The organism is Leptolyngbya sp. NK1-12, assembly GCF_032598965.1.
Taxonomy (GTDB): domain Bacteria; phylum Cyanobacteriota; class Cyanobacteriia; order Elainellales; family Elainellaceae; genus Elainella.
The window spans coordinates 305,334-322,298 of record NZ_CP053587.1 but is presented as its reverse complement, the minus strand read 5'-3'; the positions used below and the strand labels follow the sequence as shown (position 1 = coordinate 322,298).

The 16,965-nt window shown below is 47.3% G+C and carries 13 protein-coding genes; all 13 read right to left on the bottom strand.

Annotation, left to right across the window (positions count from 1 at the left end; genetic code table 11):
- Positions 1–68: 68 nt before the first annotated feature.
- The gene (locus HJG54_RS29860; RefSeq protein WP_316436745.1) at positions 69–3,416 is read right to left on the bottom strand and encodes an ATP-binding protein; all 3,348 of its coding nucleotides are present in this window, start codon (positions 3,414–3,416) and stop codon (positions 69–71) included.
- A 126-nt stretch (positions 3,417–3,542) separates the two neighbouring features.
- Positions 3,543–4,586: a hypothetical protein gene (locus HJG54_RS29855; protein WP_316436744.1), complete on the bottom strand. Its 1,044-nt coding sequence runs from the start codon at positions 4,584–4,586 to the stop codon at positions 3,543–3,545.
- Positions 4,583–6,304, bottom strand: a complete 1,722-nt coding sequence (locus HJG54_RS29850; RefSeq protein WP_316436743.1) for a dynamin family protein — start codon at positions 6,302–6,304, stop codon at positions 4,583–4,585. Before HJG54_RS29850 ends, HJG54_RS29855 begins: the two co-directional genes overlap by 4 nt.
- A 66-nt stretch (positions 6,305–6,370) precedes the next feature.
- Positions 6,371–8,461, bottom strand: a complete 2,091-nt coding sequence (locus HJG54_RS29845; protein WP_316436741.1) for a dynamin family protein — start codon at positions 8,459–8,461, stop codon at positions 6,371–6,373.
- 42 nt (positions 8,462–8,503) lie between these two features.
- Positions 8,504–10,012, bottom strand: coding sequence for a hypothetical protein (locus HJG54_RS29840; protein WP_316436740.1), 1,509 nt, complete (start codon positions 10,010–10,012; stop codon positions 8,504–8,506).
- Positions 10,009–10,530 carry a hypothetical protein gene (locus HJG54_RS29835; RefSeq protein ID WP_316436739.1) on the bottom strand — a complete coding sequence of 174 codons (522 nt, stop codon included), beginning with the start codon at positions 10,528–10,530 and terminating at the stop codon, positions 10,009–10,011. The genes HJG54_RS29840 and HJG54_RS29835 overlap by 4 nt, the downstream gene beginning before the upstream one ends.
- A gap of 91 nt (positions 10,531–10,621) precedes the next feature.
- Positions 10,622–11,284, bottom strand: coding sequence for a hypothetical protein (locus tag HJG54_RS29830; RefSeq protein WP_316436738.1), 663 nt, complete (start codon positions 11,282–11,284; stop codon positions 10,622–10,624).
- 29 nt (positions 11,285–11,313) lie between these two features.
- A complete protein-coding gene (locus tag HJG54_RS29825) occupies positions 11,314–11,745 on the bottom strand; it encodes a hypothetical protein (RefSeq protein WP_316436737.1) in 432 nt (143 codons plus the stop codon).
- A 190-nt stretch (positions 11,746–11,935) separates the two neighbouring features.
- The gene (locus tag HJG54_RS29820) at positions 11,936–13,153 is read right to left on the bottom strand and encodes a cytochrome P450 (RefSeq protein WP_316436736.1); all 1,218 of its coding nucleotides are present in this window, start codon (positions 13,151–13,153) and stop codon (positions 11,936–11,938) included.
- 60 nt (positions 13,154–13,213) lie between these two features.
- Positions 13,214–13,936: a hypothetical protein gene (locus tag HJG54_RS29815; RefSeq protein WP_316436735.1), complete on the bottom strand. Its 723-nt coding sequence runs from the start codon at positions 13,934–13,936 to the stop codon at positions 13,214–13,216.
- A gap of 81 nt (positions 13,937–14,017) precedes the next feature.
- Complete coding sequence (locus tag HJG54_RS29810) at positions 14,018–14,551, bottom strand: hypothetical protein (protein ID WP_316436734.1); 534 nt, start codon at positions 14,549–14,551, stop codon at positions 14,018–14,020.
- A gap of 281 nt (positions 14,552–14,832) precedes the next feature.
- Positions 14,833–15,435, bottom strand: coding sequence for a hypothetical protein (locus HJG54_RS29805; RefSeq protein ID WP_316436733.1), 603 nt, complete (start codon positions 15,433–15,435; stop codon positions 14,833–14,835).
- A gap of 14 nt (positions 15,436–15,449) precedes the next feature.
- Positions 15,450–16,166: an RNA polymerase sigma factor gene (locus tag HJG54_RS29800; protein ID WP_316436732.1), complete on the bottom strand. Its 717-nt coding sequence runs from the start codon at positions 16,164–16,166 to the stop codon at positions 15,450–15,452.
- Positions 16,167–16,965: the final 799 nt, after the last annotated feature.

Genomic DNA, 16,965 nt, shown 5'->3' with positions numbered 1-16,965 from the left:
GCTTTTGCCAAAAAAACGGTTTAATCAAGTTGAACGACTGATATAAAGAATTCAGAATCCACACAACGTTAGCAACCCAGCTTACTACGCAACAGATCTAGCACATCTGCCTCGCTTGCTGCGTCTCCTCCCGAATTGGCGACCAAGCAATAAAGCAAAGCCTCCTCGGTTTTTGTACTCAGACCGCTAATCAAGGTCGTTGCGCTTTGCTGGATGGCAGCTAATCGGGTTGTTTCAGAGTGGGACTGTGCAAGCTGGATTGCTACCATACTGCGTAGCCGATTCAGTTGCGTCCTCACGATTGGGAATGCCTGACATCGAACCGGGCAGGTGGAGCAACCAGGCAGAGAAGGTAATTCTCCGACTAACAATTTGGCAACTTGCGATCGGACTTGACTCAGTGCTTGGCGATCGACTTTGCCCCGTACTAGAGTTTGAATCATAGGTGAAAGCAGGGCCGCCGCCTCATCTTGTCGCAGTCGCTGGGTGGGATTTAGTTTAGCTGATTCGTTCTCGCGAATGCGCAGACCTACCCATGTAAACCCAGCCTGAGCAGCTAGACAAAATCGCCTATCTGGTTCATCCACTTGTGAAGACCAGTGCTGCCATTCCTGAATAAATGTTTCATCATCCCCCAGCAACCATCCATCAAAGCATCGTAGCAAAGCAGATTCAGCCGCTGTGATGAGTCCAGCATCTTCCAAATCGCCGTAGTATTGACAAGGCGCAGCGCACTCTTTGCAGCCTGAATGGCGCATTAACGCCAGCGACTCTTCTCGTAACAGCTTGATTGGACTCAACTTCCGATGAGATAACTGCTGCTTGACATTGTCTACTTGTATCAATACCGCTTTGCCAATCCGATCATTATGAACGACACTCAAGCCTGGGGTGAGCAGGTTTAAATATCGTTGCTGATCGTCATTCAAATTAAGTGCTGCCCCTACAGCCATCCGATCATCGCCAGCAACTAAACGATGCACAATCTTCAAGTTCGTAATCTTGAGAATTTCTGGGGCAAGTTTGGTGGGAATCTGATCGGCAACGATGAAACCCTCACCGTAAGCCCGCATTTCTGCTAAAAGATCAGTGAACATCTCCACAGCCTTGCTACGTGGATCTCCATGGTCTGGCGATAGGGCACCTCCTCTGGCTGCCAGTAGCCGGTGGGCTTCTTCTACTAAGGTGAGATGTTGTAGCCGTTCTAAGCGACTAGCGGGTTGATAGCGTTGGCGAACCTCAGCATACTCATGCAAAAGCACCAGCAGCAGCGCCATAATGAACGCCTTTTCTTCATCATCGCCCAAGTGCTTCAACTCAATCACGGTAGGATGCCCAAACAATTCTGCTGCCGGCGTCGATCGCTGGGTGTTCAAGGTTTCCCCCTTACTGCCGAGGATCAGTCCTTGCAGACGGGAGCGCAGGGCCGCGCCTAAATTTTGATGCACTTCTTGGGCATATTTCTTGCGTTGGAGGACGACCTCGATCTGGTCATGGAGGTCTTGAAGCGTTGGCATCAAGGCTGCTTGTTGAGCTAGCGTAGGCTCCTCTGGCAGAAAACGGTTGAGACCTGTGCGCAAGCTCCAGCCACGCTCAGTATAGACGCTGATGAGTGCCTCTTCTAAAACTTGATGCATACCACCATACATAGAAAAAGAGGCGTTGAATACCGCTTTGAGCAAATCGATGTGTAATCCCAGAGGTGCTCCTGGTACAGGCTCTAAGGGATTAAGGCGCAGGGGACGGGCATATGCACTACCAGGAGAATAGATTCGCAACTCTTCAGCCAGCATTGGTAGCCCAGCCAGCATGCGATATTCTGATTTGGCTGGCTCAATGACCAAAAAGGGTACATTAAAGTGTTCATAGGATTTGAGCAAGAGTTGCATACAGGTATTCGTCTTACCATATCCGGGTAAACCCGTAACAAAGACATGTTTATTCAGTGTTCCGCTATCGAGTTTGAGGTGTCCTACCACTCGGCCCGTTGGATCGACTACTTGCCCAAGTGGAATCGTAATTTCTTCGATTTCGGGAACTGTGACTGCAAAGGCAGCCGTCTCCCGTTGGGGAATACCCGGAATTTCGCGTTGAGGCAGATTGATCAGTGTCCCCAGTTCGGCTGCTGTGGTGCAGGTAAAGAGGCCGCCCCATAATGGTCCCATTGGATGGTCTTGGGCAAACTGGGTTTGTAACTGGAGCAGTTGCCCCCGGCGAATCGCATCCTGCAAAGATCTAGGCAACACAGTAGCCCGGATGGGTTCAAAGCCGCTGCTGCTGTCCCCTGTGCAAACACTGCGCAAAGCTGCAAACATTGCCTGAGTGGTGGCCTCATTCTCAGCAATTGCGTATACAGCCGTTTTCCAAAAACTGCCCCCGCGTCCGACCAGTAGTCGTTCGATATGTTTATCCAGGAGAGTCTCACAGGCAATCGCATAGTCGTTAATCAATTCTACATTCATGCCTTCGCTTACAGATGAGTTCGTGCCTGTAGTTTGTGAACCGGTCTTGGAAGCATTTGCATAGGAGATTCCCATACCCATACTAAACAGTCCCTGCCCCAGAGCACTGGCTTGCGGTAAGCCAAAAATGCCAGCGGCTTGACAGAAGGTTGCTAACCCGTAAAGTAAGCTGGGTAGTTCCGGTCCTTCTGATGTACGGACTGTAAGACTTTCACTGTCTCCTTCTGCTTTTGAGTGATTCAACGTTACACGCGCATAACTGTGAACTTCGCTCTTGAGCTGGCGTGCTCGGTCGAGCATGCTGTCTATTTCTTCAGCTAATACTGGCTCGGCCACTATCATCAAGGCATAGGGCTGGGCACCCAGGGCAGCGGTGATTTGATCGAGGCTTTGCCAGTTAGACAGGTAATCGGTACGAACCAAAGGAATGCCTGTGATTGCCAGCAGGGATGGCGCTCTTTGCAGCAGTTGATCTAGCCGAGCCAGGTTAGTATGATCGAGCACCCAAGGCTGACTCAAATCAAGTCCAGGGAAATAGGTTCTAAATGCACTGGTTTGCAGTTCCAGGTAGTCTCTGGTGGACCGGGCTGCGTATCCCAGCAAGCGTCGAGTGCCCAGGTATAACCGATGGGAAGCGCCGTCGCCATGCAGTACCATTACAACCGCATGTCCTGGTTCGTGGCAGCCGGTCAGAACATAGGGCATGATTTGCGTGGGTGGAACTTGACTGCTGCCAATTTGCGTAACCATTCGCAATACGGGTTGAGTCAGCTCGGAGGCCGTCGGAGCGAGTTGCCACGCTAGTGGATTCATCCGGTTAAGATAGCGTCTTTCCAGAGCTTCTACCAACATGTAGGGCAATTCATGCCAGAGTTTTTGAGTCGAGAATTCATTTACCTTAAACGGGATTGACTCGGCAGTAGTTTTCTTGATTAAGCGATTGTCAGCGTCCATGATCATTTTTTAAGAGGGTAGGGGGCGTAGGGGTGGGGAGTGGGGAGTGGGGAGTGGGGAGTGGGGGGTGGAGATATACGGTAATGTTTATTGTGATGTTTTCTAGTTGGTATTTTGGGTGATACTTTATTTAAGATGCCGTTGCCAAGGAGGAATTGGCGTTTTGGTGGGTGCAGAGGTTTGTCCGGATTCAGATTGCGGTTGTGAAGGGAGCAGAAATGCTGGTTCTCCAAAACCGCGATAGTGTTTACAGAACTCTGACCATACGGATGCACCAAAAGCGATATCTATAATTTGGGTTGGGCTGTTCCAAATTGGACCCGATAGAAGAGAAGACACGGGCCAATGCGTTCCTATACCTCCTAGAACAATCTGATCTGGAGCAGGATATCCCAGATTTTTGAGTAATTCTTGAGCGGTATCGTTCAGCCATTCTCTGAAGATTTGGGTTTCCGTCCAATTTTGCCAGTGAGACTGTTTTAGTTGATAGACTGATAGCAGGTTTTTGCTTAGCGTTCCAGAGAAAGATGGATCCTGCTGTAGATGATGTCCCAATTCTAATACGGCATCTAGATAGTCCAAGCAATTCTCAGAAGATGACAGCTCACCATGACGCTGTTGTAGTTCGGCTAAAAGGTGTTCATACCAGCTCAAAAGCCCAATGGGGTGAGATTGAACGTTGCTAGATTGCACTTGGCCCTGCTTTACTCTATGGGTGCTCAGGTGAGTGCTGCGATCGCCCACAGCTACTACCAACAATACGGCCTGATAATAGTCCGACTCTGCCATCAAACGTCTTGCTAGCAATGCCTGATTGGGTGAGATCACCTCAGCGTCAGTGAAACCCGGTGGTGCGTTTGTTGAATTTTCAGTCGCTATCACGACTTCTATCCCTTTTGCTTTTTGAATGGGGATATACCCCAAAAACTGATGGACGAAATGGGCATATTGCTGCCAGAAGCGGTTATTATCTCTGTTTTCCCAGAAGGGATGATCGAGTTTCTGTTGTCTTAAAGCTTGGCTGCCCCAAGCTTCACCTTGAGTTACTTTAGGAATCACCGAACGTAATCCATCTCCCATCAATCGCCAATTTATTGCTGAGGAATTTTCTACCAAAATTGTTTGTGCCAGAACATATCCATCTTCAATCCCGATTGAAGCAAGTTTCATACTGAGATTCCTTCTAGTAAACAATCAACTTCGTGTTTTAGGTTACAGGTTGCTGTGAGTAACTCTCTGAGTAAGCATACTCGTGTATCATCAGGCATTGCCACGTCCGGTATAGTGGTTTGACAATCAGCCGCCACTACTGCGTCAAGGTTACGACTGGCTGTTTCGACAGCAGCTTGAGCTACTCGACCTGCTTCCCGGATGTGCAACTGTGTCGCTTGAACATCTTGCGCTACTGCGTCAGAAGAGCTAGCAGCACCAGCAAGGATGGTTCCAATAATCGCGCCTGGAACTGCGCCAATGCCAAAAAACCAAGCTCCTGCTGCCGCACCCGCTGCTGCACCCGCCGCAAGAACACCCCCTGAAACAGAAGTATCTGGAACGTCTATTGTCACTGATTTCGGCTTCATCTGCCTGAGAAGGGCTTGACGCAGCCGGTTCGCATCACAGTGGATCTGTTCTTGCTGGGCCGTGCTAACAATCGTTGTGACGAGTTGCTCTACGCCTTTTTCCACCTGATGGCAAAACGCCTGATTCACAGCTTCACTGTGTTGACCATCGCGGTTCAGAGTCTCTGGGGTGATGGCCTCAGCCAAATCTCTCGCCGCTTTCTCTAAAACGCGACTGCTCAACCAATTGTCCATTTGAGATTTTGCTGCTCGCTGTACAGCATTCAGAGATTTTTGAATTTTTTCCAACCTGGTTTTTGCTGCTGCCTCAGCTCTAGCTTTCGCTGCCTCATAGACCGCAATCTCTTCTGCAAGACGTTGTTCCAAACTATGCTGGAGCAGCTTGAGACCATGCTGGAAGCGACTGAGGCGAGCCAATAAAACCGCAGTTTTGCTGGAATGGCTGTAGTTGAGTAACAAATTGATTAACTGCATACCGCCAAACTCTGCAAAGTCATATTTTGCAAATGCTCTAGCCGAGACAACGACAACTTTTTCGACAGGCAGTTGATGATCGACACAAAAATCACGGATTTTGTTGAGATAGGGCTGCAACTCAGAGCTGTGGAATTCATGCCAAGCTTCTGAAGTATCTTCATCTAGGTATGCATTGAGGACAAAAATGAGCTGATGCGGCCCTCGTCTAGCAATATAGGTGGCGAGAAAATCTTGCTCCGACTCGGCAAGAATATGATTCGACCGCAGGATCCACACCAGTACATCGGACCTAGAAGCCGCTTGAGCAGCGCGGCCATCCATCACACCCGAGTCATCAATGCCTGGGCTATCAAGGATGACTTGTCCTTTGGGAATATGGGAATGAGTAACTTGCAGTCTAACTTCCTCGGTTCCCAAGACTTGTGGCTTACTCTCACCCGTGGCTCGGTCAATCAGTGAGACATGGGCAGCAATGGCTTCAGTGGTAAGCGGAATTGGTCTGCTGACTGACTGACTGATCACTTCAGCCTGATCCTCTACTCCAGCTTGAATGCGGCAGAGCGTTCCCGTTTCTGGAATCTTAGCGGTCGGTAGTAAGGAGCGACGAATCAGGGCGTTGATCAGGGTACTCTTGCCAGAACTGAAACAACCACCAAATGTTAGAGTGACGTTGTTATTCCAATTCTGAACCATCTGGAGCAAATCCAGATCTTCTAACATTCCTGCGTCCATTTTCTGAACGCCCTGGATCAGATTTCTCAATTGTTCTAATAAGGTCAGATAGCGTGTCCAGATATTAGTTGAGCTGAACGTTGTAGTTTGCTGGTTCATGTCCGTACAAGGCGGTTTTTATGGGGGCATTGAGTAATTGATGTTAACTTTGATTAGCCTAGTTGATTAACCGAGCTGCTTCACCCTGACCAAAACATCTTTGAGGTCAGATTTAGCTGAGGCTATCGTGGCTTCAAGTTGGCTGAACTCATGCAACCGCTGAGCTTTCTCAGCCTCGTCCTTTAAGCCTTCTTCGATGGATTGGCGAATAATGCCTTCCTCTTCGTCAATGTATGCATTCACTTGTTTACGAACTTCCTGAAATGTCTTTGTGTTCAACTCCAACTCAATATTTTCGAGCAGTCTATGGCGTTGGTACTCTCTAGTAGCCTGGTAAAGTTCTTCCTGCTGTTCAGACTTGAGGTTACTTCTGTTGTTAATGTCGGATCGACTCAGGTTATAAGTCTTCAGGAATTCCCGAACGAAAAACTTTTTGACCCGATCCTCCAGTCCCAAGATAGCGGCAAAGATGGCGGCTAGAATGACTGCTGGCCATGCAATATAGAGAACAGCAAGGCTACCTGTAGCAAATGCTGTAGCCCACACAGCAACTTGAACCAAGAGGGTGGAAAGCAGCCCACGAAACCCCAACGACGAACCGAACATAATTCCGGCTGGATCTAATAGCAGCAGGCCCGCTAGTGCGGATAAGACCCGATCCAGAGTGCTGACCATTTCTCCACTGATTTGAAGCGATGTTCCTGGAATTTTAGCTCTCAACTGGCTATATTCCTGGCTCAGTTCGGTGATGCGGTCTTTAATCTCTTCGTGCATTCGTTCCAAGATATCTGTAATTCGGCTCTGGAGGCGCGTGCTGAATTCTTCACCCAACTCACTCAAACTCTCCTGAAGCAGTTGTTTGCCTTCGTTCATCACTTTTTCCTGATGATTTGGCAAAGGTAGCCAAACCGGATTAAGCCCCTTGAGGGTTTTCATTTCTTTTTTGCCGTACACTTCCGGAAGCTTAGCAGCCAAACTAGTCGCATAAGCATCAAACTCGATACCTACAGCATTTAGAATTTCTTCCTGATATCGGTCAATCAACTGATCTAAACTCTTTGCACGTCTCCTTAACTCAGCTAGTTTCGGTTCAAGTTCTTTTCTGGCTTTGATGAGTTCTTGCTGATCCGCAGAGATTACTCCCTTAAAGGTATGGATTGTTTGCCGCAATGTATCAGCCCGATTGACTCCCAGCTCTACATGTCGCTGAATATGAACAATCATCCGCTCTCTCAGCAGAAAGTCTCTTAACCGTTCTTCCAGCAAGAGGATTCCCGATTCTTGCAGCAGGGATTGATCATTCAAGAAACGTCCCTTTAGGGCCTTCTGCGCGTTGACAAAATAGACATCGTAGCGAGCAAAGTCCTCCAGCGACTGTCCTGTGTACTTGGGTCCCCCCAACGTCAGCTCAATGATTCGGCTCCACAGAAAAGCAATCGGATAATCATCGGAATCCGGTCGATCATCATGCATCAGATTTACAACCCAGAACATACGAAGTCCGGTCTTTTGGGCATCATGAAAAAACTTCCGACTGGATTCATTGGCCAGGAAATCACTCCTGAATAGGGCAATGGCAGCGTCACAACGGGGGATTGCCTCCAGGGTAATTGCAGTGCGTTCTGGCAGGTCATCAGTCCCAGGAGAATCCATACATTCAACCCCGGAGGCAGTCAAAAGGCAAGGATAATGCACCTCGAATTCCCGAATGTTTCTGAAAAACTCCCGAGTCGCTTGTTCATCTTCCTTGACCTTGGCCTGCTTCAGATAGCGATGAAAGTTCCAGTCATCCATGCACTTGCCTTCAAAGTTCCAGGCATAGATGCTAGGGTCTGTCCCATACTTGATACTGGTCAGCACCGCTGTAGTAGGAAGTTTTCCCATTGGCATCGGTGCCTTTCCATCAGTCAGGTCTGGAATCTCCACCAATGGTTGGCCTAATAGGGCATTCAGCAGCGTAGATTTGCCACTGTTAAAAATCCCCATCAGCATCAGGACAAAGGCATCTTCAGATAGCCGCAGTTTAGCGGTGTTTAGGTCAGCGGCAACCGTCTCTAACTTTAGTTGTTCCGCAATCGTTATCAATTGCTCAAGTGCAGTTCTTGCCTCAGCTTTGAAATTATCAAACGCTTGCTTAAATTCTTCACTCCATTCCATGAGTTATCTCCTTTAAGTAAATTCAGGCGGTCTGAATAGAATTTATTTTTGGGGTAATCCCTGCATCTGGTTCATGAGCATCTGCTGTAATTCAGTCACTCGCTGATAATCATTGCACTCGTGATAGGAACTAGGAGAACTAGCCACTTTCGACAGTTTTGCTGCAAGTTGATCCAGTGTTTCCCTCAAGCTGCTCTCTGTTTTTGCAGCATAGTTCTGGATTACTCTGGAAAATTTTCGATACTCGTCCTGGATCGCTTGATGCATTTTTGCGGTCACATCCTGCATCATTTGGCTGCGTCGCTGTTGATCCCGATACACCGACATCCCGGCTCCAGCAGCGAGACCGGCAAGCGCTACAGCAAGGGGAGGAACTCCAGCTAAGCTAGTTACAATAGCCGTGGTCATAGCAGTACCAAGACCCAGCAAAAGGGGTTCGGCTAGAAGCATAGAATCTAGAAGAATGGGGTGTTGCTGCGGCAGGTGATCTAAATGCAAGTAATCCACAATCAATGGATTTTCCCGCTTAAAAATGGCAATCAACTGGTCAGGGTAAAAGACTTCACCAACTAATTCATGGATCCGTCGCCAATCTATTCCCTTTAGAGATTGCAGAGTCTGCTCTTGCCGTTGGCTAGGCCATTGCCTGAAGGGTATTAGCGCTTGCTGTTCCCAATCCCTAACCGCCTGACGCAACTCGGTGGTGAGCGAGGACGCATTGATGCTTGGCCCTGCTAAATTATGCTCCAGAATGCGTTGGAGACGCCCCTCCAATTGGTCAAACCATACCTGTACCCTCTGCTCTTGCAGTTTGGCATCCTCCTGTAGCCATTCTGCTAGATGCCGTTTAGCCCCAGCAAGGGACTGAATTAATCGCTCAACATCCTGACTAGCAGAGACTTGATCCGCTGCATCAGATGCAGCTAGTCGTTGCTCAGCAATTGCTAACAGCGATAACGCGCGGTACAGATTGAAAGATTCGTCAATCGGACGTTTGAGTAGGTCAAGGAGGGCATCTGTGTCTCTGGTTAGTCTAGACTGAAGCCATTCTGGTACTGGCTCAGTGCCACTCCAAAGAAAACAGGAAAATTCATTCAAGTTGACCAGTTTCCAGTTACCCTGGAGATCGCTAAACAGATTCCAGATTCTCTTATCAAGCTGGTCGAGAGCGGCCGCGTCAGATAACCGTTCTGGATGAGCAAATAGAAAGGCATTGGAACCATGAGGGCGGTTCCCGCACACCTTAGCGACCGCGTCCATTTCTGTAGCGCTAATCAACCGATCACAAGCAAAGACCACGAGCAACTTCGGGGCAAGCAAGACTTCTAGTCCGGCCTCACTCTGTAATGCTTGCCATCGGAATGACTGTTCTGGTAGATTTTGCTCTAGCCATCTTTGCAATGGCGAAGGCTCTACACCGGGCACCGTTAGTACCACCAGCGGAGTAGATTCGTTTGCCCAACTTTGATTGAACTGGATAAAATCGTTCCAGTGATGCTTTCTCGCCAGCATATTCAATTCGTTTATCGATAACGTTAAAATATCGTTCATGATTTTTCCTCAAGCCATATAAAGAAGTCAGGTGTCAAGGCGCGAAATAATGGGAGCAGGCTAGAGCCAATGTAGGTTTCTAAAACTTCCAAGCAAGCTTTACGGGTGCTGTTGTCGCTACGAGCTGCCGTAAAAAAGTCAATCGCTAGGGCATCCAGAAAATTCGCTAGGGTGTTCATGCCTGCTTCCCGTTCGGCTACACTGAGTGGGAGAGTATCAACCTGCACCATTTCCCAGTCCTGATCGGGAGCGAACGAATAGGCTTTTTGTAGTGCGTAGAGCATCAGGCGGCCGCTGGTTGCGCTGATCATCCACCAGCGGTCTGGAGGAGCAACCTTCAGCGAGATTTGGGGGTGTCGCACAGCTGGCGCAGCAAATCCTGCATAGCCTGGATCCCCTAATCGCTTTGTGGGCAGAGGCAGTGAGACAAAGTGTTCGATGGGAATCTCATATTGACGCAAGTAGTGGGTATGCAAACGACGCTGAATTTCTGAATACGATAAAAAGTCAGTGGTCATGCTTATGCTTCCTCTCGATGCCTGCAAAAACAACTATCAAAACCCGCCATCTCAGCGCTGTAGGCAGCCTGTAATAATTTTGGCTATACAGTTAGGCAAGGTTTGTCACAATACCTAAACCGCCCCGATTTTCCCACGACCATTGCCAAGTGTTTAAGTCAACAAACCGACCCGCTTCTCCACTGCCACTATCATTGATGAAGAAACCGAGTAAATCCGCAGTCTGGGGATTTCTAGCTACACCAGTCACAGTGACGGCGTGATTGGCCTGACCGAATTCAAACGCCTCAGGTACATTCCACAACACACCTCCATTCACTCCAACAATCACTTTCTCTCCGGCCTCGATATAGCTGGCTAAGTCTTCGCAGTTGAGTAAAATCTTGGCCTCTGCCGGTACACCAAAATCATTGAGAATACGGGCCTGATCAATTTGGGTCGTTCCTCCCTGAACATCAGGCGTTCCCTCGATAGTACACAATTGATTCCGAACGGCATAACTGACCAGATCCGTTTCTGTTACTTGATATCCCAATTGCCTCAAAATATCTTCTACTGAAACCAGTCCACAAGTTCCTCGCATCCCAAAAGGATTATCCCCTTGTTGATGAAATCCCTCAGTGGCACTCTTGGGATCTCCGAAGATTACAGCCTCATGTCCATTTGGGAGGATTTCTAAGTAACCTTCTGCAGGTTTGACTTCTAGAGGTAAAAGAACCTCTCTACTCTCCCTTGGGAAGTTCCAGTCATTCATTGGTTTTTCTCATAGGAAAGAGATTGATGCTAAAAGACATCGCCAATGCCTAATTCTCTCTCTACTTCATCTGCACTTTTAAGAACGGCAGCAATGACAGACATCAGATCTTGTCCGCTTAGGTTGGCAGCAACTTTAGCAGTAAAAATGGCAAGATAATTATCTTGAGCATCTTTAACAACGCCCCATGCCCCTATCTTGAGCTGTTCGTTGTACTCCAATAAGGCATTAGCAACATTTACGTTAAATGGACCAAACGAGCGAAGCCCGATTGAGTAAACTTCACGCAATTCAGATTCTGCAAACTCGAATGTGCGAGATGTGATAAAGCCAACTTGACTACGACCATTACCAAGGTCAAATATAACTTTGTAATCTCCGTTTGATGTGATCTCATAACGAACTTCCAATTGAGACAATGCTCGCCCTACACGAGGATCTGTTTCTTTAAGCCCAAACATGGTTAGCTCCAAATGTTGAGAGTTGACTAGTGTAAAAGAAGCCTTTTAGATGAATTTCAGACTAGGAATTTCCAATTCTTTGTTGACAAGTGGTTTGTTTCCTAGTGTTCTACTCTTTTAGAGTCTACATTTGCAAAACCATTACAGCTTTTCTGTATCTAACGTTGATAATTTTTAGTTAATTACCTCTTCACTTTGTCAATTGCAGAGGGAGCTGGGCTGGACCAGACAAAAACGGATTAGATGACCACCGCAAAGGCGGCTGATTCGCTAGCTGAAAATGAGGAAAAGATTGGAGGAGTTGCCTTAAAACAGCCTGTGTAGCTAGAGAACTTAACGCCGCTCCTAAGCAATAATGGATTCCCATCCCGAACGCTAGATGCGGGTTAGGCTTGCGATCAAGATCAAATTCTGCTGCTCTCTCAAAGATACTTTCATCGCGGTTGGCCGAACCAATCCAGACAATGACTTCTTGACCTGCGTGCAGGATAGCCCGATCGATCGCAACATCACAGGTTGGAACCCGCGAAACACCTTGAACCGGAGAGGTATATCGCAGTACTTCCTCTAGGAATGGCTTGAGCAGTCCTAAATCGCGGCTCAGCTTGTTCCGCACGTCCTCATACTGCAAAAGACAAAGAACGGAATTTGCAACAAGTTGAGCTGTTGTATCTTGAGATGCCACTAGAATCAGGATGACGAACTCGATAATTTCTTGCTCATTGAGAGGCACTGAATTAAGGTGCGTTTGAATGATGGCACTTAAAACATCATCTCCAGGCTGGTGGAATTTTTCGTCGATTTTTGATCGCAGGTAAATATCGAAATCGGCGGACCAAAGCTCAGAGAACAGACTCGTGTATTGCTGCCTAGTCCGGGAGTGGGCTTTTCTAAGACTCCACCATCGCCCAATTTGTGGCCATTCTGCTTCTGGGAAACCCAGCAACATCAGAGCACAAGTGAGCGCTAGTGGAGAAGCAACATGCTCTACAATGTCGCAATAACCGCGATCAGTGGACCGTTCAAGGCATTTTTGAACAAACGTATCGATAAATCCAGTAAAACCAGCAAGGAATGACGGCGTAAAAAAACGCTGAACACTTCCACGTAAAGCTGTATGAATTGGAGGGTCTTTGTGTAAAATGCTGAGATGCAGATCCTTATGCAAAAAGCGAGGAAACCGCACGCGGGAAAGATCCGAAGAAAAATGAGCGGTGTCTGTGAGAATTCTGCGTGCAGTTGCATAGTCGTAGACGGCCCAGACATCCAAGCGCTGATCATAAACCAATGGGCTGACACACCGCATGAACGCATAGAAGGCGGATAGCTGATGTTCGTGTTTGACAGGCGGAAAAGCGCTGGGTTTGAATCCATTAGACTGTAATTTTTCCCCTGGGGTCAATTTCACGTTCGTGTTCACCTCCTCTGTTCAATCTTGAAATACTTCACTGATTGAGTGGTTGATCGATTAGACATAAATCCATCCCTGTGCAGAAGTCCAAATCCAGGATCCAAGCGTGCGCTCTACATCCCGCATATCAACTCCTTCAGTCACGATGCTGTCACCGCCCTGTTCAACCCAAGCGGATTGCAAAAGTTCCGCAGTGACATAGGCAGACTCTCCAGTTAATGAGTCGTTGTAAAAGAAACCTCTGATTTCACCCGATTGAGAATCTCGCGCCACACCAGTCGGAACAATCATGTGATCCGTTCCTTCCCATCCAGCATAGCCATAGAGACTCGCGCTATTTACCGCCAGAGCAACAGCGCATCCATTTTCAATGTCGTCGGCCAATGACTCTAAGGTACCGTTATGATCGGTATGACACGGAACTCCATAGTCATGCAAAATCCCCACCTGATCGGCCAGACTGACATATCCCTGACCTGAGACATCACAATACCCTTGAGTAATTGCATAATCGAGTAATTGCGATTCTGTTACGTCTACGCCAAACCGTTTAATAATCTGTTCACAACTAACCACACCGCAGGTATTGAGATAGCCCTGGCTGTTGTCACCCTGACGGTGAACCACTCCTTCCCAGCTAGCCGGATCACCACTAACTACTGCTTGACTGCCGTCAGAAAGCATCTCTTGTCTAGGAGCAGGCAAATCTAACGTTGCATTGATCATTTCTCCGGTTTCTCTGCTTTGATCCGATGAGTCGAAACGTTCAAATGATTGCATAAACCCTCCACATGAATTGAAATTTGATTGGATCTGGTATACAATTGCGATGACAACATGGCCCATTATGCTTACGCGCAGCTAACTCTCTAGCCACTGGAAAAAATCTGGAGCCAATGCTCGATATTGGGGCAGAAGTTGATGCGCTGACAGGGTTTGTAGTAACTCCAACATCCAACGCCGCTCCTGCATCTCAGTTATTCGTCCCTCGAAAAAGTCTGAGCTGAGACGATCCATCTGATCCAGTGTTTGCTCACTTAGCCTATAGGCTTCATTTTGCAGCGGGGAAGGAGCAATCGTTACCGTATTCCACGTGGAAGTATCTCCAAACGGAAAGACAGTTGTGAGAGCATACACGAGCAGATGGCCTGTAACGGCATCGATTGCCAACCAACGGTCAGGAATCTGTTGCTGGAGCGGCTGCCCAGGATGACGCGAGACGGCGCTAGCGAAAAATGCATAGGCCGGTCGGCCACATCGATGGGTTGGCAGAGGTAAAGACAAGAGATAGCCGCTTGGAATGTCAGTTCTCCGTAGAGCATCAAGGCTATGATGCCGTCCCAGTTCTCGACTCTTGATCCACTGTTTTGTCGGAGTTATATTTGTTGGAGTCATATCAGTTATTTTCTCCTGATTGTGATCGATTTTTTGGCGAACCTTCTAATACCAATTCTCTAAAAATATCTGGACATCAGATATCATCAACCTAGGCAGTGTCTAGATTTAATAGTTTAGATTTAGCAGGTTAGATTTTTCTGACGCACATCACTGACTCACATCAGTATTACGAATTACAATATCTCAGTCATTCATTGATTTTTCCTTGAGGAAGGGCTTTGGGCAAAAGGTTTATTTTCCAGTGCTCTACTTCTTTAGAACCTGTAGTGGCAAAATCATTACAAATTTTCTGTACTTGACGCAGACAATTTTTGGTCAAGTGGCAAAGTCACATCCATGACAATCATCCATCCTCCACTAGCTAACCAGAATTTCTCAAGGCTAGATGGATGAAGCAGGGTGGAGTTTGTAGGGCCAAGCATATACACCTGAAGAGATGCCTCAATCCCTTCTCGCACGAGTCCCCAGGCAACTGCAAGCGTGTAGAAACCATCAATTGATATAGCAAAATTATCTAAAAAATTATCTAAACAGGGCTGATTTGGCTCCTGCAGCAAAAGTAGGGCACAGCAACCTGACTCAATGTACAATGCCAGATCTTCCAGGGATGCAGCCTGTTCAATATGCACGGGTACGCCTTGTCCTTCTAACCATTCCTCTATATCTTGTAAAGTACTCTGTGGCAAAAGAGACATGGCTGGGAGTACACCGCCATAAAGATCAACTAGCCAAGTACAAATTCCAGGTGCATCTAATGGTTCAACTGGTAGCTGATCAATTTTTACCAGAGTTAGTGATACTGGTCTAGACGGTTGCTGATATAAGAGCGAGAACTCCGGCAAGTCAGGCAAGTCAGGGAATTGGTAGGGAAGCTGGGACATGGGTTTCTATCTACCTAATCTAAATGAATAAACCGAATCACCTTGGTACAGGCTGAGGAAAGTCTTGTTTTCCAACCCGAACGAGAATAATTATGATTCTGACGTAAGACAATCTGTTCAAATACTTCTGTTTCCTCCCTGCTCAAAGGAGATTGGATCACCCTCTGCGCCTGAGCAAACGCAGTCCTGATCGCCAGATCACCACCAAGCCATTCAGGTCGATACATAAATAAATAAACTCTTAGCTTCGGTAAGGCTCGCGTATGATTCACAGCACAGGCATTGGCTGATAATCTTAGAGAATCTCCTAGCTCACGCCAAGTCAACTCAGAATTTTGCAATCTCATCTGAAGTACTTCTGCTTCATCGGGATTCAGGATATGCATTTGCTCAGCTTCTTTAATCGCTCGAATCACAAAACTTGTATCAACGGGATCGTCTGGTTCTGGTTCCGGTATGGTTTCAGGCTGAAGCAAGGGCAGCAAATGTTTTGAGTGCTTCAAACGTCGGGTCGCTTCTCGTCGGACAATGGTTAGCACCCAAGTCGAGAAAGAGGATTCTCCACGAAAGCTACTGTAGCCTCGCCAAGCACGTATAGCAACTTCTTGAAACAAATCCTCCGCATCATTCTGGTTCTGCATCAGTCGATGGCAAAAAGCTAGAACTCGGGCACGTACCTCTAACCAGCATTGCTCAAATGATTTTTGAGGCTCTTGGGTCGATATACCCATAGCTATCACAGAGTGAAGGTAGTGTAGATGTTGGAACACATGCATTAGACCTACAGATATTCCATAAGCTATGCCTGTTTGATTAGTACAATAAATCAATGGGCCTGAATTAGTAGTACTGCTTTGTGGCAAATTCGTTGTCAAGGTTGGAGGAGTTCTTTGCACAAATGTGCAAACACCGTTGCATGAACACATGAGCAAGTTAATTCATCTGCAAAAGTAAAATCATCGCAGGGCTACAGCATTCAAGTTTGAAAAGTTTTTATTTGCTTTCTTAGTCTTGTCTATGGTTGTTAGATAGGAATGAAGTGTATTTGTGGTTGACCAATTCTCCTTGCCTCCGCAACCAAGTAGTCATCCGGCGAATATCATAGAACGGAGGAACTCGGCACTGGGTTGTTTGCGCTGCATAATGTATTGGTTTCCATAGTCTTACGAGGTCTTTGAGCAGCGACTCTATCTTATCTCTCTGTCCAGTTTTCAGGGTATATCATAAATAGGGGCTTTAAGTTCGAATTTATAATTAGGGCTTGTCCCGAAGCAAAACCGATTTTGAATCAACCTGAACTCTTGTAAAACAAGCAACCAAGAGCTTCAGGACAACTGGCCAACTTCAGGACATTCAAGATGAATTTACAAATCTTTGATTGACTGACAAAACTCTGATGCTGGCGGCTCAAGCCGCGCCTATGCAGGCTCAACCCGCCTACGCGAGTCATTCAACTAGTCAGAATAATCAGCACAGGGCGTTCGATGAAGCTCAGCCGAGTCGCTGACTGGTTGATATAGCAGCGGTTTT